The sequence below is a fragment of the Lelliottia sp. GFLA7 genome (genome assembly GCF_056490165.1).
Map to the genome: position 1 here is coordinate 584,729 of NZ_JBWLAQ010000001.1, position 15,778 is coordinate 600,506.

General features: G+C 53.5%; 13 protein-coding genes and 1 CRISPR repeat array. Of the genes, 5 read left to right on the plus strand and 8 right to left on the minus strand.

What is annotated here, in order from left to right; genetic code table 11:
* The first annotated feature begins 67 nt into the window (after positions 1 to 67).
* The 4 genes from cydD (at position 68) to infA (ending at position 4,813) form a co-directional block, all read left to right on the plus strand.
* Complete coding sequence (cydD, locus tag AC07RN_RS02885; RefSeq protein WP_478335525.1) at positions 68 to 1,834, plus strand: heme ABC transporter permease/ATP-binding protein CydD; 1,767 nt, start codon at positions 68 to 70, stop codon at positions 1,832 to 1,834.
* A complete protein-coding gene (gene cydC / locus AC07RN_RS02890) occupies positions 1,834 to 3,555 on the plus strand; it encodes a heme ABC transporter ATP-binding protein/permease CydC (protein WP_478335526.1) in 1,722 nt (573 codons plus the stop codon). Before cydD ends, cydC begins: the two co-directional genes overlap by 1 nt.
* Positions 3,556 to 3,601: 46 nt before the next feature.
* On the plus strand, positions 3,602 to 4,306 hold the full coding sequence (gene aat / locus AC07RN_RS02895) for a leucyl/phenylalanyl-tRNA--protein transferase (protein ID WP_449553597.1): 705 nt from the start codon (positions 3,602 to 3,604) through the stop codon (positions 4,304 to 4,306).
* 288 nt (positions 4,307 to 4,594) lie between these two features.
* A complete protein-coding gene (gene infA, locus AC07RN_RS02900) occupies positions 4,595 to 4,813 on the plus strand; it encodes a translation initiation factor IF-1 (RefSeq protein ID WP_002211347.1) in 219 nt (72 codons plus the stop codon).
* Positions 4,814 to 4,961: 148 nt separating this feature from the next.
* Here the strand turns inward: infA and cas6f are convergent, their stop codons facing one another.
* The 6 genes from cas6f to clpS form a co-directional block, all read right to left on the minus strand.
* Complete coding sequence (gene cas6f / locus AC07RN_RS02905; RefSeq protein WP_478335527.1) at positions 4,962 to 5,516, minus strand: type I-F CRISPR-associated endoribonuclease Cas6/Csy4; 555 nt, start codon at positions 5,514 to 5,516, stop codon at positions 4,962 to 4,964.
* Between the two features lie 9 nt (positions 5,517 to 5,525).
* Positions 5,526 to 6,524 (minus strand): type I-F CRISPR-associated protein Csy3, encoded by a 999-nt coding sequence (csy3, locus tag AC07RN_RS02910; protein WP_478335528.1) that lies wholly within the window; start codon positions 6,522 to 6,524, stop codon positions 5,526 to 5,528.
* Positions 6,525 to 6,538: 14 nt separating this feature from the next.
* On the minus strand, positions 6,539 to 6,943 hold the full coding sequence (locus AC07RN_RS02915) for a type I-F CRISPR-associated protein Csy2 (RefSeq protein WP_478335796.1): 405 nt from the start codon (positions 6,941 to 6,943) through the stop codon (positions 6,539 to 6,541).
* Positions 6,944 to 6,966: 23 nt separating this feature from the next.
* Positions 6,967 to 8,017: direct repeats of the CRISPR family, unit length 28 nt; unit sequence TTTCTAAGCTGCCTGTACGGCAGTGAAC.
* A gap of 176 nt (positions 8,018 to 8,193) precedes the next feature.
* Positions 8,194 to 8,634, minus strand: coding sequence for a hypothetical protein (locus tag AC07RN_RS02920; protein ID WP_478335529.1), 441 nt, complete (start codon positions 8,632 to 8,634; stop codon positions 8,194 to 8,196).
* A 782-nt stretch (positions 8,635 to 9,416) separates the two neighbouring features.
* Positions 9,417 to 11,696 (minus strand): ATP-dependent Clp protease ATP-binding subunit ClpA, encoded by a 2,280-nt coding sequence (gene clpA / locus AC07RN_RS02925; protein ID WP_133630698.1) that lies wholly within the window; start codon positions 11,694 to 11,696, stop codon positions 9,417 to 9,419.
* 27 nt (positions 11,697 to 11,723) lie between these two features.
* Entirely contained in the window at positions 11,724 to 12,044 is a 321-nt protein-coding gene (gene clpS / locus AC07RN_RS02930) for an ATP-dependent Clp protease adapter ClpS (RefSeq protein ID WP_012016798.1), read from the minus strand.
* A 319-nt stretch (positions 12,045 to 12,363) separates the two neighbouring features.
* Between clpS and cspD the strand changes: the two genes are divergently transcribed.
* Positions 12,364 to 12,585 carry a cold shock-like protein CspD gene (gene cspD, locus AC07RN_RS02935; RefSeq protein WP_012016797.1) on the plus strand — a complete coding sequence of 74 codons (222 nt, stop codon included), beginning with the start codon at positions 12,364 to 12,366 and terminating at the stop codon, positions 12,583 to 12,585.
* A gap of 68 nt (positions 12,586 to 12,653) precedes the next feature.
* Here cspD and macB read toward each other — a convergent pair whose 3' ends face one another.
* Both macB and macA read right to left on the minus strand, forming a co-directional pair.
* Positions 12,654 to 14,594: a macrolide ABC transporter ATP-binding protein/permease MacB gene (macB, locus tag AC07RN_RS02940; protein WP_478335530.1), complete on the minus strand. Its 1,941-nt coding sequence runs from the start codon at positions 14,592 to 14,594 to the stop codon at positions 12,654 to 12,656.
* Positions 14,591 to 15,706 carry a macrolide transporter subunit MacA gene (gene macA / locus AC07RN_RS02945; RefSeq protein WP_478335531.1) on the minus strand — a complete coding sequence of 372 codons (1,116 nt, stop codon included), beginning with the start codon at positions 15,704 to 15,706 and terminating at the stop codon, positions 14,591 to 14,593. The genes macB and macA overlap by 4 nt, the downstream gene beginning before the upstream one ends.
* Positions 15,707 to 15,778: the final 72 nt, after the last annotated feature.

Consider the following 15,778-nt stretch of genomic DNA (forward strand, 5'->3'; position numbering starts at 1 on the left):
CCTTTATTTTGCCTGGCATGTAACATTGCGAAGCCCAATTCTAATAATGTTACCTGCAAAGTACGCAATGGAAAAAAACCGTCAACAAGAGTTAACTCGCTGGCTTAAACAGCAAAGCGTTCTTTCGCGCCGCTGGCTGAATATTTCCCGCCTTTTGGGTTTTATCAGCGGTTTGTTGATTGTCGCCCAGGCATGGCTGCTGGCCCGCATTCTCAACCATATGATTATGGAAAACATCCCGCGCGAGGCGCTGTTGATGCCTTTTGTCGTGCTGGTGTTGGTCTTTGTTCTTCGCGCCTGGGTCGTCTGGCTACGCGAGCGCGTAGGCTTTCATGCCGGGCAGCAAATTCGCTATGAAATCCGACGCAAAGTACTCGACAGGCTTCAGGAAGCCGGACCCGCCTGGATTCAGGGAAAACCCGCCGGAAGCTGGGCGACGCTTATTCTCGAACAAATCGACGATATGCACGATTACTATGCCCGTTATCTCCCTCAGATGGCGCTGGCGGTTTTTGTTCCGCTGCTCATTGTGCTCGCCATTTTCCCAACCAACTGGGTTGCTGCGTTAATTTTGCTGGGGACTGCGCCGCTTATCCCGATGTTTATGGCAATGGTCGGAATGGGCGCTGCTGATGCCAACCGACGCAATTTCCTTGCGCTTGGCCGCCTGAGCGGACATTTCCTGGACCGACTGCGTGGGATGGAAACCCTGCGCGTCTTTGGTCGTGGTGAAGCCGAAATTGACAATATTCGCCTCGCGTCACAGGATTTCCGCCAGCGTACGATGGAAGTGCTGCGAATGGCCTTCCTGTCATCCGGCGTACTTGAATTCTTTACTTCGCTTTCGATTGCCCTGGTGGCCGTTTACTTCGGTTTCTCGTATCTCGGCGCGCTCGATTTTGGTCACTACGGCACGGCAGTAACGCTGTCTGCCGGTTTCCTCGCGCTCATTCTGGCACCCGAATTTTTCCAACCGCTGCGCGATCTGGGCACGTTTTATCATGCCAAAGCGCAGGCCGTTGGTGCCGCTGATAGCCTGAAAACATTCCTCGAAACACCGCTTGCCCATCCCGAGCGCGGTGATATCACGCTCAACAGCAAAGATCCGGTCACTCTGGAAGCCCACGATTTTTCGGTGCTTTCGCCAGAAGGCAAAATGCTGGCTGGTCCACTCAACTTCACGCTTGCTGCGGGCCAGCGCGTCGTTTTAGTCGGCACGAGTGGCTCGGGGAAGAGTTCGTTGCTGAATGCTTTATCCGGATTTATGGCTTACACCGGTTCGTTGCAGGTCAATCGAACCGAACTGCGCTCGCTTGAGCCTGATGCCTGGCGCAAACAGTTAAGCTGGGTGGGGCAAAACCCACAGTTACCAGCTTCTACGCTGCGCGAAAACGTCTTACTGGCGCGCCCGGATGCGCACGAAGATGAGCTCAAATCGGTGCTCGATCGCGCCTGGGTTAGCGAGTTCCTGCCGGGTCTGCCTAACGGCGTCGATACCGTGGTGGGCGATCAGTCGGCAGGACTTTCCGTTGGCCAGGCACAGCGCATCGCCGTGGCACGCGCCCTGCTTAACACCAGCCAACTCATGTTGCTCGACGAACCGGCCGCAAGCTTGGATGCGCACAGCGAACAGCGCGTTATGCAGGCGCTGAATGACGCGTCAAAGCAGCAGACGACACTCATGGTGACGCATCAGCTGGAAGGCATTGCCGACTGGGATCAGATTTGGGTGATGGAAAACGGCCGTATTGTTGAGCAAGGCGATTACGCTACGCTCGCAGCCGCTCAGGGGCCCTTTGCGGCTCTGCTGGCGAATCGTCAGGAGGATATTTAATGCGTGCCCTACTCCCCTATCTCGCGCTTTATAAACGCCATAAATGGATGCTCACGCTCGGCGTTGTGCTTGCCATTGTCACGCTTCTGGCAAGCATTGGCCTGCTGACGCTTTCAGGCTGGTTCCTGTCCGCCTCTGCCGTCGCAGGCTTCGCCGGGTTATACAGCTTCAACTATATGCTGCCCGCTGCAGGCGTGCGTGGTACGGCTATCGTACGTACCGCAGGTCGCTATTTCGAGCGTCTGGTCAGCCACGACGCGACTTTCCGCGTCCTGCAGCATCTGCGTATTTTCACTTTCAGCAAACTCCTGCCGCTCTCTCCTGCCGGCCTGGCGCGTTTTCGCCAGGGTGAACTACTGAACCGTGTTGTAGCTGACGTCGATACGCTGGATCACCTTTACCTGCGCGTGATTTCCCCGCTGGTGGGTGCTTTTGTGGTTATCGTCGTTGTCACGCTCGGGCTAAGCGTGCTTGATGTGCCGATTGCCCTCACGCTCGGCGGCATAATGTTACTCACGCTTCTCGTGTTGCCACCGCTGTTTTATCGCGCGGGCAAAGCAACGGGTGAAAAACTCACACGTTTGCGCGGGGACTACCGTCAGCAGTTGACATCATGGCTGCAAGGCCAAGCCGAATTAACTATTTTTGGTGCCAGCCGACGCTATCGCGCCCGGATGGAAAGCACTGAGCTGAGCTGGCATGAAGCCCAGCGCAGGCAATCGGAACTGACGGCGCTCTCTCAGGCGTTGATGTTGTTGATTGGCGGTTTCGCCGTGATTGCGATGCTGTGGATGGCCGCCGGAGGCGTGGGGGGAAATACCCAGCCCGGTGCGCTGATTGCTCTGTTCGTCTTTTGTGCACTGGCAGCATTTGAGGCGCTCGCGCCTGTGACCGGTGCATTCCAGCATCTTGGGCAGGTCATCGCTTCTGCGGTGCGAATCACGCAACTCGTTGAGCAAACGCCGGAAGTCAAGTTCAAGGAAGGCCACTCAGTCGTGCCAGAGCGCGTTGCTGTGCAATTGACGGATGTGACGTTTGCCTATGATGGGCAAACGCAAAATGCGCTTGATGGAATCACTCTGACAGTCCAGGCCGGACAGCATGTCGCCATTTTGGGCCGCACGGGCTGTGGCAAATCGACGCTTTTACAGTTGCTGACCCGTGCGTGGGATCCGCGCCAGGGACAGATTATTTTTAATACCACACCACTCACCGACTTTAACGAGCAGGCGCTGCGCAAAATGGTCAGCGTCGTTCCGCAGCGCGTGCATCTCTTTAGTGCGACCCTGCGCGACAATCTATTGCTGGCCTCCCCTACCGCTTCTGATGAAGCGTTATGCGCTGTTCTTGAACAAGTGGGTTTGCACAAGCTGCTCGAGGATGACGGTTTGAACGCCTGGCTTGGCGAAGGCGGGCGTCAGCTTTCCGGTGGTGAATTGCGCCGTCTGGCAGTCGCAAGAGCATTACTGCACGATGCGCCCTTCATGTTATTGGATGAACCGACAGAAGGCCTGGACGCAACAACTGAAAGCCAAGTCCTTGATTTACTTGCGCATACCATGAAAAACAAAACCGTGCTGATGGTGACTCACCGCCTGCGCGGGCTGGCGAATTTTGATCAAATAATTGTCATGGACAACGGACAGATTATTGAGCAAGGTAGTCACGCAGAATTGTTAGCGAAACAGGGTCGTTATTACCAGTTTAAACAACGTCTGTAGACTATATTTGAACCGATCCTAACTCGCGTATTGGAGTTCTGCTGTCATGCGCCTGGTCCAGCTTTCTCGTCATAATATTGCGTTCCCTTCGCCAGAGGGAGCGCTACGTGAACCCAATGGGCTGCTCGCACTCGGCGGGGATTTAAGCCCGGCACGCCTGTTAATGGCCTACCAGCGCGGGATTTTTCCGTGGTTTTCACCTGGAGATCCCATTTTGTGGTGGTCGCCCGATCCCCGCGCGATACTGGAACCATCGCAGTTTCACCTCAGTCGCAGCATGAAGCGCTTTCATGCCAAATCACCCTACCGCGTCACGCTTAATTATGCCTTTGGGCAGGTCATTGAGGGATGCGCGGCGGATCGTGATGAAGGCACCTGGATTACCCACGATATTATCAACGCCTATCTTCGCTTACATGAACTGGGCTATGCGCACTCGATTGAAGTCTGGGACAACGACACGCTGGTTGGCGGAATGTATGGCGTGGCGCAAGGGACATTATTCTGCGGTGAATCGATGTTTAGCCGCGCCGTCAATGCGTCTAAAACGGCATTGCTGGTTTTCTGCCAGGAGTTTTCCCTGCGCGGCGGCCAACTGATGGATTGTCAGGTGCTAAACGAACACACTGCGTCATTGGGTGCGGTAGAAATTACTCGTCGCCATTACCTTGATGAACTGGACAATCTGCGCCAGCAAAAGCTCCCACAAAACTTTTGGGTGCCCAGAACACTCTTTATGCCTCAGGTGTAAATGTTTTCCGCCCATTTTTGATGAGGAGTGTTATAATTGGTGCCGCAGAGTAGCTTCTGCCTGTTGCCCCGCCGCCGTTTGGGAATTCTTCGCATCAGATAACGTCCTGACGTTTATCCTGTCGTCACCCCTTTACGAATGCGCTTCTCGTACGGTTATACCGTGACGACTGGGCAATGCGCCGAAACTGTTTTGTTGCGTTTTAAACGCGCAATTCTTTACTTAATTGATGAATTTCGGCATTATCTTGCCGGTTCAAAACTTGGTAGTGATACCCCAGAGGATTAGATGGCCAAAGAAGACAATATTGAAATGCAGGGCACCGTACTTGATACGTTGCCTAACACCATGTTTCGCGTAGAACTGGAAAACGGTCACGTGGTAACCGCGCACATCTCCGGAAAGATGCGCAAAAACTACATCCGCATCCTGACGGGCGACAAAGTGACTGTCGAGCTGACCCCGTACGACCTGAGCAAAGGCCGCATTGTCTTCCGTAGTCGCTAATAGTTTTCGCCTGTAATGGCAGATGAATATTGAAAAGGCCGGGATAATTGCCGGCCTTTTTTATTATGCTTTTACAACATGCTGCTATTAACGATGCCGGGCAGGCGATAACAAAACGCAGCCTATATACGGATGCAGCCGGGATATATTAGAACCAAGGAATCGTCGCGGTTGCGCTTAATCCATAGCTGGAGAATTCGCCACACATTGGCATATCGACAATATCGCCGTGGCGAATAAATAACCGGAACGATTGGCCAGTTGAAAGACTCTGCAGATTCAGCCACGGCAAATCGGTACGTGCTTCCTGAAGGTTCAGCAGCCTTTGCTGAGCTTCCTCCTCGGTCAGCCAGCCTTTTTTGACGGATCGACGCATCAGACGCTGCGGGCTGCTTTTAACCTGCACGCGGCTCACGCATCTCCAGGCGTTGACATCTATAGCAGGCAATACCCCTTTACAGAGACAGTAATCGCTCAGCCCTTTTCGCCACGCCATCTTTTCCAGTTCATCCAACGACTGAGCGCTGCCGTGCAGTCGCAGCGTGTCTCCGGGTTTAAGAGAATATCGCGGGAAACTAACACCAATATCACCTTGGCCTCTCGCCCCTAGCGCACGATGCAGTTTGGCGAAAAGTGCCGCCATCAGTGTCTCTTCACTGAATTCGGGATCGGAAAGAACCCGGATCTCCAGATAATGATCCATTCCCGCTCCTTATTCGCTCTTCTCACCAAACACGCCACCGCGAATAAGCACTGCCATAACGTAATGCTGCTGATCTACGTCCGGCGTCTGTCCTTTTGTCACCCAATTATCAAGCAAGGTATAAAAATCCATTTTCTCTTTTGGCTGACGACAGGCAACGCCGCGACTGGTCACCGATCCATACGGCTCAACAGCAATCGCCCCCAACTCCTCGACATAAGAATGCCAGGTGTCAATTGTGCGCACCGCATTACCGATTTTCTGCGAGTGCATTCCCGCAACATTATCAACCTGATACAACAGGCGGCTCTTGGTGCTGTTACTGTCCAACACCAGCTCCTGCGACGGAAAAATCTCTTGCCCTGCGCCCAAAAGTACCTGCGCTTCGACATTCAACAAAACAAACCCCTTACCGCATAAACCCTTTTCAATCTCCTTTGCCAGCTCTTTCAGCTTGTCATCTTTGGCCGTAAAATCGCGGAGTGCAAAATCATACGCGTCAAACTCCCAGAGTTTGCTCCCTTTCACCTTCACGGTGATTTTTTCTGCGCCAATGCGGTTGCGCCATAAAAAACGGCCATTCGCCAGATTTGTTGCATATCGATGCGCAAGTTCGGCAAATCCATGCTCGCTGATATAGCCATCAATGACCTGCTGTAATTCAGTCTGATAAATCCGGTCATTGCATACGGACGGCGTAGAGAGATTCCCCAGCACACGAAGCGTGAATTTTACCTGCAGCGTATCTGCGTCTGCAGGTAATGCCGCCACATCAACGCGCTGTAAATTCGCCTTTTGGATTTCCGAATCCAGCTTAGCCGGATCGCTGGCGAGGGCATTTTTCAGGCGATTGGATATCGTGCCGCGCACTGCTTTTTCCTGGATACGAATGGGCTGCCAGCGTTCGCTTTGCCAGTGACCTGAAAACATGACGGCGTCAGAAGTTGCCAGCTTGCGTTCAAATGCCAGTACAGAAGCCGTTTTGACGGCGGTTGGAGCCTTTGCCATGAGAGAGTCCCTTTTCAGTTTTGATGTTGAGTTGCCAACGGTGCATCCGCGCCCTGGCAGTAATAGCCGGTTTCGGTGGTGTGATAACGCCAGAAGATCTCTTCCAGCGATTTGATGCGATGCAGTCCGCACCACTCACCCACCCCATAAACCGCTTCGGTAAAAGCGAACGGCGTCTGATCATCGCGCGCATTGGCGACGACACCCGGCGCATAGAGCTCAGAAATACGCTGATAACCGGTCATCAGCGGAACCAGATAACCGGGTTTGGGTTTAGGTATATGTTTCCATTGCGCCGAATCGCCCTCGTTGATATCACCTTCTTCTGGTGTTTCTGCCTGCATTTTTAGCGCCGCAAAATCAAGCCACGCATCCAGTAAAGTGGCATGTGGATGGTTACGGCAGTGAACTACGACAATATCGGCGTCGGCGCCGGTGTTAATTTCTAAGCTGCCTGTACGGCAGTGAACCCCTCCCGACGACTGACAAGTCGCCCCGTCATTTTCTAAGCTGCCTGTACGGCAGTGAACCACGACTAAGCGACCGATTCACGTTGCGATGGTTTCTAAGCTGCCTGTACGGCAGTGAACATGCAGATATAACGGGCGTGTTTTCCCGCCTCTTTCTAAGCTGCCTGTACGGCAGTGAACGAAGCGGGCAGCACGCCAGCCTGGGTTATTCAGTTTCTAAGCTGCCTGTACGGCAGTGAACATTGTCCCTGCGTAAATCGCTGCTTGATAAGCTTTCTAAGCTGCCTGTACGGCAGTGAACCGCCGTGATTCGAAACCGAAGTTGTGCTCTTTGTTTCTAAGCTGCCTGTACGGCAGTGAACATAGCTGGGATGACATTGAGCGTTGCAGCTTTCTTTCTAAGCTGCCTGTACGGCAGTGAACAGCCAGTCTGTCTTATGCTCTTCACCCGTTGTTTTCTAAGCTGCCTGTACGGCAGTGAACTGAATATGCCGCGCTCCATGACTTTAGCGAGATTTCTAAGCTGCCTGTACGGCAGTGAACTGGTGATAGTGGCTGGCGATTTTCCCCGCAGCTTTCTAAGCTGCCTGTACGGCAGTGAACAACTACAGTGAGAACAACCGCTGGGAGTATCATTTCTAAGCTGCCTGTACGGCAGTGAACCCGCAACTGGTTGGCGTGGGCATGCAAATCCCTTTCTAAGCTGCCTGTACGGCAGTGAACTCATCGCGCAATGCGTCATCCCGGCGGCTAGCTTTCTAAGCTGCCTGTACGGCAGTGAACGTGTATCGCTGCTGGTCCATCGTCGCGCGCTTTTTCTAAGCTGCCTGTACGGCAGTGAACCTATGACGTAGGGGGTGCAGGTATCGAGACGTTTTCTAAGCTGCCTGTACGGCAGTGAACCATGATGGGTGCCATTGCATCAGCCCACTGCTTTTCTAAGCTGCCTGTACGGCAGTGAACTCTAAGGACATGGCGCGCGAATTTATCGACGCTTTCTAAGCTGCCTGTACGGCAGTGAACTGGAGCGGATCGTGGACATCTTATTGTTCCAAAAGAAAATAATCAACTTTTGGAGTTTTAACCCTTTTTTCTGCAATCTTTTATAGCTGATTAAAATCAATATGTTACGAAGGCGTCAAAAAATAGGGTTTTGATAAACGCGCCGGGAGATGGCTCCCGGCGGGGAGCGTACAAAATTAGCAATGAATGATGTTAATGGATTTTTCCTGAGCTGATGCCGCAAGACCATCTGCCATTGCGTGGGCGATATCATGCAGCAAGCCGGTCAGATGCGGGAGCATATCGCGGTCAAAATGCGAGATCAGCAGCACATGATTTAAGGCACGACAATAGTTGCACTGTGTCTCTGTATCCTCCAGAAGCCAAACGCCTGGCTGAGGGAGCGACTGCTCATTAGAAAACTCAAGGATGCGGAAGTCAGCCATCGATTTATCTAACTCAGTCTGGAAAACATCCAGATACACCGCAAGACAGCGGCTAACAGGTTGTACTTGCGGAAGCGAAGTGCAGTCGAGCAGGATTTCGGTGAGCAATTTGCAGCGCTCGGCAAGCGTTGCAAGATCGGGAGTAAGGCTAAGTTCGCTATAAAGCTGAGTAAAATTGTTTTCTGTATTCATTGGGTAATTCCTTCACACACATTGAATTTACCACCGCAGGAAACGCCAGGTTCGCTGGCGGCGGGCGAAAAGGAATTGGCGTACCAGTGTGTGTGCATACTGGCGCTTCAAAAGAAGCTCCCGATTCGCCCGCCAGATGCAGAAGTATACCCTTTTACTTAGGGCGAACGAAGCTATGGCAGATTACTGCCAGACACACACTTTCAGGACGCCAATCCTGACACCTGTTTTTGCAGGTGCGTCGCCATTCTATTACTGTGAATTCATCCAGCAATAACCGTATCAAAATTCTGGAAAGCGCCTCGCAAGATTTCAGCTGTGGCCAATTTTTAATGGAATCCAGGCTTGCGGCGATGGCATGGTCTGGCTGTAAATCGCTGTGTCATTCACCAAAGGCCTTGCGACGCGCAGAGATGCACGGACTGTCATGAACCATAGAAAAAGATGATTCTGGAAGTGAATGGAATAACCTCCTGAGCGGTATGTTCCCCCTCACCCCAGCCCTCTCCCTAAATGGAGAGGGAGTACATCGTGCAAATCGTCATGATGAAACTCTGCGTGCGACTGAGCCGCTCTGACACGTTCAACGTTGCCGGAATCATAGAAAGGCACGAGTCTGGAAGTGAATGGAATAACCTCCTGAGCGGCATGTTCCCCCTCACCCCAGCCCCCTAAATGGAGAGGGAGTGCATCGTGCAAATCATCCATTACCGGAGAGGTCACCGTATGACAGGCATAAAAAAACCGGGTTAAAAACCCGGTTTTTAGACCAACGTTAGAAATTAGTGTGCTGCTTCCGGCTTGTGCTTCGCCGCACTCTGGAAGTCATACGTCAGTTCGCCCTTCGCCTGATCCAGCGCCACAGTCACCTGCCCGCCGTCCACTAAAGAACCAAACAGCAGTTCGTTAGCCAGCGGTTTTTTCAGGTTATCCTGAATGGCTCGCGCCATTGGACGCGCGCCCATCGCACGGTCGTAGCCTTTCTCGGCCAGCCAGTTGCGGGCCTCCTGGCTCACTTCCAGCGATACGCCTTTCTGATCAAGCTGAACCTGCAACTCGACGATAAACTTGTCCACAACCTGGTGAATCACCTCGGTAGACAAGTGATCGAACCAGATAATGTTATCCAGACGGTTACGGAATTCCGGCGTAAAGATCTTCTTGATCTCTTCCATCGCATCGGTGCTGTTATCCTGGTGGATCAGGCCGATCGATTTACGCTCGGTTTCACGCACACCGGCGTTGGTGGTCATCACCAGCACCACATTGCGGAAGTCCGCTTTGCGCCCGTTGTTATCGGTCAGCGTGCCGTTGTCCATCACCTGCAGCAGGATATTGAACACATCCGGGTGCGCTTTCTCGATTTCATCAAGCAGCAGCACCGCATGTGGATGTTTGATCACCGCATCGGTAAGCAAACCGCCCTGATCAAAGCCCACGTATCCCGGAGGCGCACCGATCAAACGGCTAACGGTATGGCGCTCCATATACTCGGACATATCGAAACGCAGCAGCTCAATGCCGAGCGCTTTGGAAAGCTGAACCGTCACCTCGGTTTTCCCCACACCGGTCGGACCGGCGAACAGGAAGGAACCGACGGGTTTATGTTCGTGGCCCAGCCCCGCACGCGCCATTTTGATGGCTTCGGTTAAGGCTTCAATCGCTTTATCCTGCCCGAAGACCAGCATTTTCAGGCGATTGCCGAGGGTACGCAGCGTGTCGCGATCGCTCTGAGAAACGCTCTTCTCAGGGATACGCGCAATACGCGCCACCACGGATTCAATGTCCGCTACGTTGACGGTTTTCTTGCGCTTGCTGACCGGCATCAGACGCGCACGCGCGCCCGCTTCGTCGATCACATCAATCGCTTTATCCGGCAGATGACGATCATTAATGTATTTCACCGCCAGCTCCACTGCCGCACGCACCGCTTTCGCGGTATAACGCACGTCGTGGTGCGCTTCGTACTTCGGTTTCAGGCCGTTGATGATCTGGACCGTTTCTTCAACGGACGGCTCAGTAATATCAATTTTCTGGAAGCGACGCGCTAATGCACGGTCTTTCTCGAAAATGTTGCTGAATTCCTGGTACGTCGTCGAGCCCATCACGCGGATCTTACCGCTCGACAGCAGCGGTTTAATCAGGTTAGCCGCATCCACCTGGCCGCCAGACGCCGCACCCGCACCGATAATGGTATGGATTTCATCGATAAACAGGATGCTGCTGGTGTCTTGTTCCAGCTGTTTCAGCAAGGCTTTGAAACGTTTTTCGAAATCACCGCGGTATTTTGTACCCGCCAGCAGTGAACCGATATCCAGCGAGTAGATGGTGCAATCCGACATGATTTCCGGAACGTCGCCCTGCACGATACGCCAGGCCAGCCCTTCGGCAATCGCGGTTTTACCCACGCCCGATTCACCCACCAGCAGCGGGTTGTTTTTGCGGCGACGGCACAGCACCTGAATCGCGCGTTCCAGCTCTTTGTCGCGGCCTATCAGCGGATCGATTCCGCCAACGCGAGCAAGCTGATTAAGGTTGGTGGTGAAGTTTTCCATACGATCCTCCCCGCCTGCTTGCTCTTCAGGATTGCTCGCCTGACTGCTGGAATCTGACGCCTGATTCGGCTCGTCTTTTCGCGTTCCGTGAGAGATAAAGTTGACCACGTCGAGTCGGCTGACTTCGTGTTTGCGCAGCAGATACGCCGCTTGCGACTCCTGCTCGCTGAAGATGGCAACCAGCACGTTTGCGCCGGTCACTTCGTTACGACCAGAAGACTGGACGTGGAACACCGCGCGCTGCAATACGCGCTGGAAGCTGAGCGTCGGCTGAGTGTCGCGCTCCTCCTCACTGACGGGCAGCACCGGTGTCGTTTGTTCGATGAAGGCTTCGAGTTCCTGACGTAACGCCACCAGATCCACAGAACACGCTTCCAGCGCTTCACGAGCAGATGGGTTGCTGAGCAGTGCCAGAAGCAGGTGCTCGACGGTCATAAACTCATGTCGGTGCTCACGCGCTCTGGCGAAAGCCATGTTTAAACTGAGTTCCAGTTCTTGATTGAGCATAGGCACCTCCCCCAATTTTATGCCTTTTCAGGCTTTTTCCAGCGTACACAGCAACGGATGCTCATTCTCCCTGGCATATTCGTTCACCATCGCCACTTTGGTTTCAGCCACTTCGGCGGTAAAAATGCCGCAGATGGCTTTGCCACGATAGTGAACGGTAAGCATCAGTTGCGTTGCACGTTCAACATCATAAGAAAAGAACTTTTGTAGCACGTCAATAACAAATTCCATCGGCGTGTAATCATCGTTCATTAACATAACTTTATACATAGATGGCGGTTTTAGCGCGTCGCGCACTTTATCTTCCGCCAGCTGGTCAAAATCCAGCCAGTCGTTCTTCTTACTCATTGTCAGTCGTCATCATCGGTTACGGTTTCCGGCAGAACATTTCGCTGACAGGAGTCGGTACATACTCTGAATCTACCTCAGATATCAGATAACAAACATCTATTAATGCCATCCGCGATATCTGTCACATTCCCGTCATTAGCGTTAACTGCTTCAAAAATTTGGTTGATTATTGTCCCAACTCCAGCGCCTGACACTTGACGCAATGGTTGGTTTATCTAAATTGTACAGGCGTGAGTTGGCGAGGTTTTGAACAGCCCCCACTCCACCACCGGTTCATTCCATCTTACTTAATAAGATATACGAAGGATGTCGAAGCATGGAAATGGGTACTGTTAAGTGGTTCAACAACGCCAAAGGGTTCGGGTTCATCTGCCCTGAAGGCGGCGGCGAAGATATCTTCGCTCATTATTCCACCATCCAGATGGATGGTTACAGAACGCTAAAAGCCGGGCAGTCGGTTCAGTTTGATGTTCACCTGGGGCCAAAAGGCAATCATGCCAGCGTCATTGTGCCCATCGAAGCAGAAGCCGTTGCATAGCCCTCTGATTCATTGTGTACATCCTCCAGTCAAAATGCCAGCCCGATCGGCTGGCATTTTTATTTCCGCTACTCGCGCGCCAGCGCATCCACCGGGTCGAGCCGCGCCGCATTGCGTGCCGGGAGCCAGCCAAACAAAACGCCCGTCGCTGTTGAACATAAAAATGCCGTCAGCAGCGCAAACGGTGAGAACCCAATTTCCCAGCCGGGTAAAAACAGTTGCAGCGTGAAGGCAATCAGCATCGACAACGCAATCCCCAGCGCACCGCCCACCAGACATACCAGCACCGCTTCAATCAAAAACTGCTGCAGCACATCACTTGCCCGCGCGCCGACAGCCATACGAATGCCGATTTCACGCGTGCGTTCCGTCACGGACACCAGCATGATATTCATCACGCCAATTCCCCCCACCACGAGCGAGATAACCGCTACAAGCGTCAGGAACATCTGAAGAGTACGTGTGGTCTTTTCAGCCGTTTTCAAGACCCCGTCCATGTTCCAGGTGAAGAAATCTTTCTTGCCGTGGCGCAGCGTAAGCAGACGCTCAATCTGTTGCTCAGCCTGGGTGCTGTCGTATCCCTCTTTCACCCTTACGGTGATGGAGTTCAGCCACGACTGGCCCATAATGCGCCCAGAAATTGTGGTGTATGGCAGCCAGACGCGCAAAATTTTGCTGCTGCCAAACATCGACTGCTTTTCTTCTGCCACGCCAATCACCGTTGCGGGCATGTTGCCCACCAGGATCACTTCACCCACTACGCTGGATTTGGTGGGAAACAGCTGTTTACGCGAGTTTGCATCCAGCACGACCACCTGCGCTCTGCCTGCGAGCTGCTCTGCGTTGAAGGTTGCCCCTTCACTGAACGTCATGCCGTAAACGTTGAAATAGTCGCCGCTGACGCCGTTCGCACTGGCCGCGACGTCAATATTCCCGTAGCGCAGGCGCAAATTTTGCGAAACGGCCGGTGTCGCCGAGTTCACCCACGGCTGCTTCTGAATTGCCGCCAGATCGTCATATTTGAGCGCCTGCTGATTCTGCGGCTCATCGTCACCAAAATCTTTGCCAGGGTAAATATCTATGGTGTTCGTGCCAATCGCACGAATATCCGCCAGCACCAACTGTTTGGCGGCATCACCCACCACCACAATCGACACCACCGACGCGATGCCGATAATAATCCCGAGCATGGTGAGCAGCGTGCGCATTTTGTTCGCCGCCATCGCCAGCCAGGCCATGGTTAACGCCTCGCGAAAGCCGCTGACAAACTGCCCCCATCCCGTCGGCAGCGGGAGCACCTCTTTGTGCACGCCCGCGTGGTTTTTTTTGGCCGGTGGATTGCTCACCAGTTCGCCGTCATGGATCTCAATGATCCGCTCTGCCTGCGCGGCGACCTGCGGATCGTGGGTCACAATAATCACCGTGTGCCCCTGATCGCGCAGCTGATGCAGGATCGCCATGACCTCTTCACCGGAATGACTGTCGAGCGCGCCGGTCGGTTCATCGGCCAGAATCACCTGTCCGCCATTCATCAGCGCGCGGGCAATGCTCACGCGCTGCTGCTGACCACCGGACAGCTGCGAAGGTTGATAATCAACGCGCTCCGCCAGCCCCAGGCGGGTTAACAGTGCCTGCGCCCGTTCGAGTCGTTTTTTGCGTTCAACACCGGCATAAACCGCGGGAACTTCAACGTTTTGCGCTGCCGTCAGATGCGAGAGCAAATGATAGCGCTGGAAAATAAATCCAAAGTGCTCGCGCCGCAGTCGTGCCAGCGCATCGCTGTCGAGAGTGGAAATATCAGTTCCCGCCACGCGATATGTGCCGCTGGTTGGTTTATCCAGACAACCCAGAATGTTCATCAGCGTGGATTTACCGGAACCTGACGCGCCGACAATAGCAACCATCTCGCCAGGCTCGACCTGAAGCGTAATACCCTTCAACACTTCCACCGCGCCATCCCCGGAAGGATAGCTCCGGCGAATATTATTCAGCTCCAGCAATGCCGTCATTTAGCGGCTCCGGACTGACTTTCGCCGATGACGACTTCCTCGCCCTCTTCCAGACCTTTGACTATCACCACGTCAGTATCATTGCGCTCGCCAATTTCAACCTCACGCTCGCGGGTTTCGCCGTTACGCAGCACTTTGACTTTATAACGATTCGCGCCCACCGGGTCACCCAGCGCCGCCAGCGGCACGGTCAGAACGTCTTTCACACCGGTGAGTTGAATATGGACCTGAGCGGTCATCTCCAGACGCAGTACGCCTTTTGGATTGGGCACTTCAAAACGGGCGTGATAGAAAATAGCGTCGTTGACTTTTTCCGGCGTCGGCAAGATGTCTTTCAGCACCCCTTCGTAACGCGTCAGCGGATCGCCCAGCACCGTAAACCACGCCTTTTGGCCCGGTTTGAGATGGATAACGTCAGCTTCCGAAACTTGGGCTTTGACCAGCATCGTGCCCATATCCGCGAGTGTCAGTATGTTCGGCGCTTGCTGCGCGGCGATCACCGTCTGACCCTGAAGCGTGGTGATTTGCGTCACTTCACCCGCCATTGGGGCCACGATACGAGTGTATTCGAGATTCGCTTTGGCCGTATCCAGCGACGCCTGGTTACGTTTTATTTGTGCATCAATCGTGCCAATCTGCGCCTGTTTGACCGCCAGCTCAGTGGCTGCGGTATCCAGATCCTGGCGGGAAACCGCCTGCGTTTTGGCCAGCGCCTGCTGACGACCGAGCGTGACCTGTGCAAGTTTACGTTCCGCTTCGGCCTGACCCCGCTGAGCGCGCAGTTCCATGAGCGTGGCTTCTACTTCGCGAATTTGGTTTTCTGCCTGCTCAGGATCGATAACCCCCAAAAGCTGGCCTTTTGTCACTTTGTCACCAATCTCGACAGAGAGCGTTTTTAACTGACCACTCACCTGCGCACCGACATCAACTTTGCGCAGCGCGTCCAGCTTTCCGGTTGCCAGCACGTTTTGCTGCAGCTCACCAGGTCGGACAATCAGCGTTTGGTATTGCGGCACAGGCGCGTTGAGAAGCTGCCAAAGCCAGAAACCACCGATGAATACCACCACTGCCAGCAGAAGATAGAGCTTCCTGCGTTTTCCCTTAAGGTTCATAAATATTCCAAATAAATGTTCTGGCAATCATAACCGTTGATTCTATCTAAACTGTTCGTCAACGAAACCCCT

Bases quoted from the DNA above. Each gene is read 5' to 3' on its own strand.
- infA (WP_002211347.1), top strand. From the start codon at position 4,595: ATGGCCAAAGAAGACAATATTGAAATGCAGGGCACCGTACTTGATACG.
- cspD (WP_012016797.1), top strand. From the start codon at position 12,364: ATGGAAATGGGTACTGTTAAGTGGTTCAACAACGCCAAAGGGTTCGGG.
- aat (WP_449553597.1), top strand. From the start codon at position 3,602: ATGCGCCTGGTCCAGCTTTCTCGTCATAATATTGCGTTCCCTTCGCCA.
- clpA (WP_133630698.1), bottom strand. From the start codon at position 11,696: ATGCTCAATCAAGAACTGGAACTCAGTTTAAACATGGCTTTCGCCAGA.
- AC07RN_RS02920 (WP_478335529.1), bottom strand. From the start codon at position 8,634: ATGAATACAGAAAACAATTTTACTCAGCTTTATAGCGAACTTAGCCTT.
- macA (WP_478335531.1), bottom strand. From the start codon at position 15,706: ATGAACCTTAAGGGAAAACGCAGGAAGCTCTATCTTCTGCTGGCAGTG.
- cydD (WP_478335525.1), top strand. From the start codon at position 68: ATGGAAAAAAACCGTCAACAAGAGTTAACTCGCTGGCTTAAACAGCAA.
- macB (WP_478335530.1), bottom strand. From the start codon at position 14,594: ATGACGGCATTGCTGGAGCTGAATAATATTCGCCGGAGCTATCCTTCC.
- cydC (WP_478335526.1), top strand. From the start codon at position 1,834: ATGCGTGCCCTACTCCCCTATCTCGCGCTTTATAAACGCCATAAATGG.
- csy3 (WP_478335528.1), bottom strand. From the start codon at position 6,524: ATGGCAAAGGCTCCAACCGCCGTCAAAACGGCTTCTGTACTGGCATTT.
- cas6f (WP_478335527.1), bottom strand. From the start codon at position 5,516: ATGGATCATTATCTGGAGATCCGGGTTCTTTCCGATCCCGAATTCAGT.
- clpS (WP_012016798.1), bottom strand. From the start codon at position 12,044: ATGAGTAAGAAGAACGACTGGCTGGATTTTGACCAGCTGGCGGAAGAT.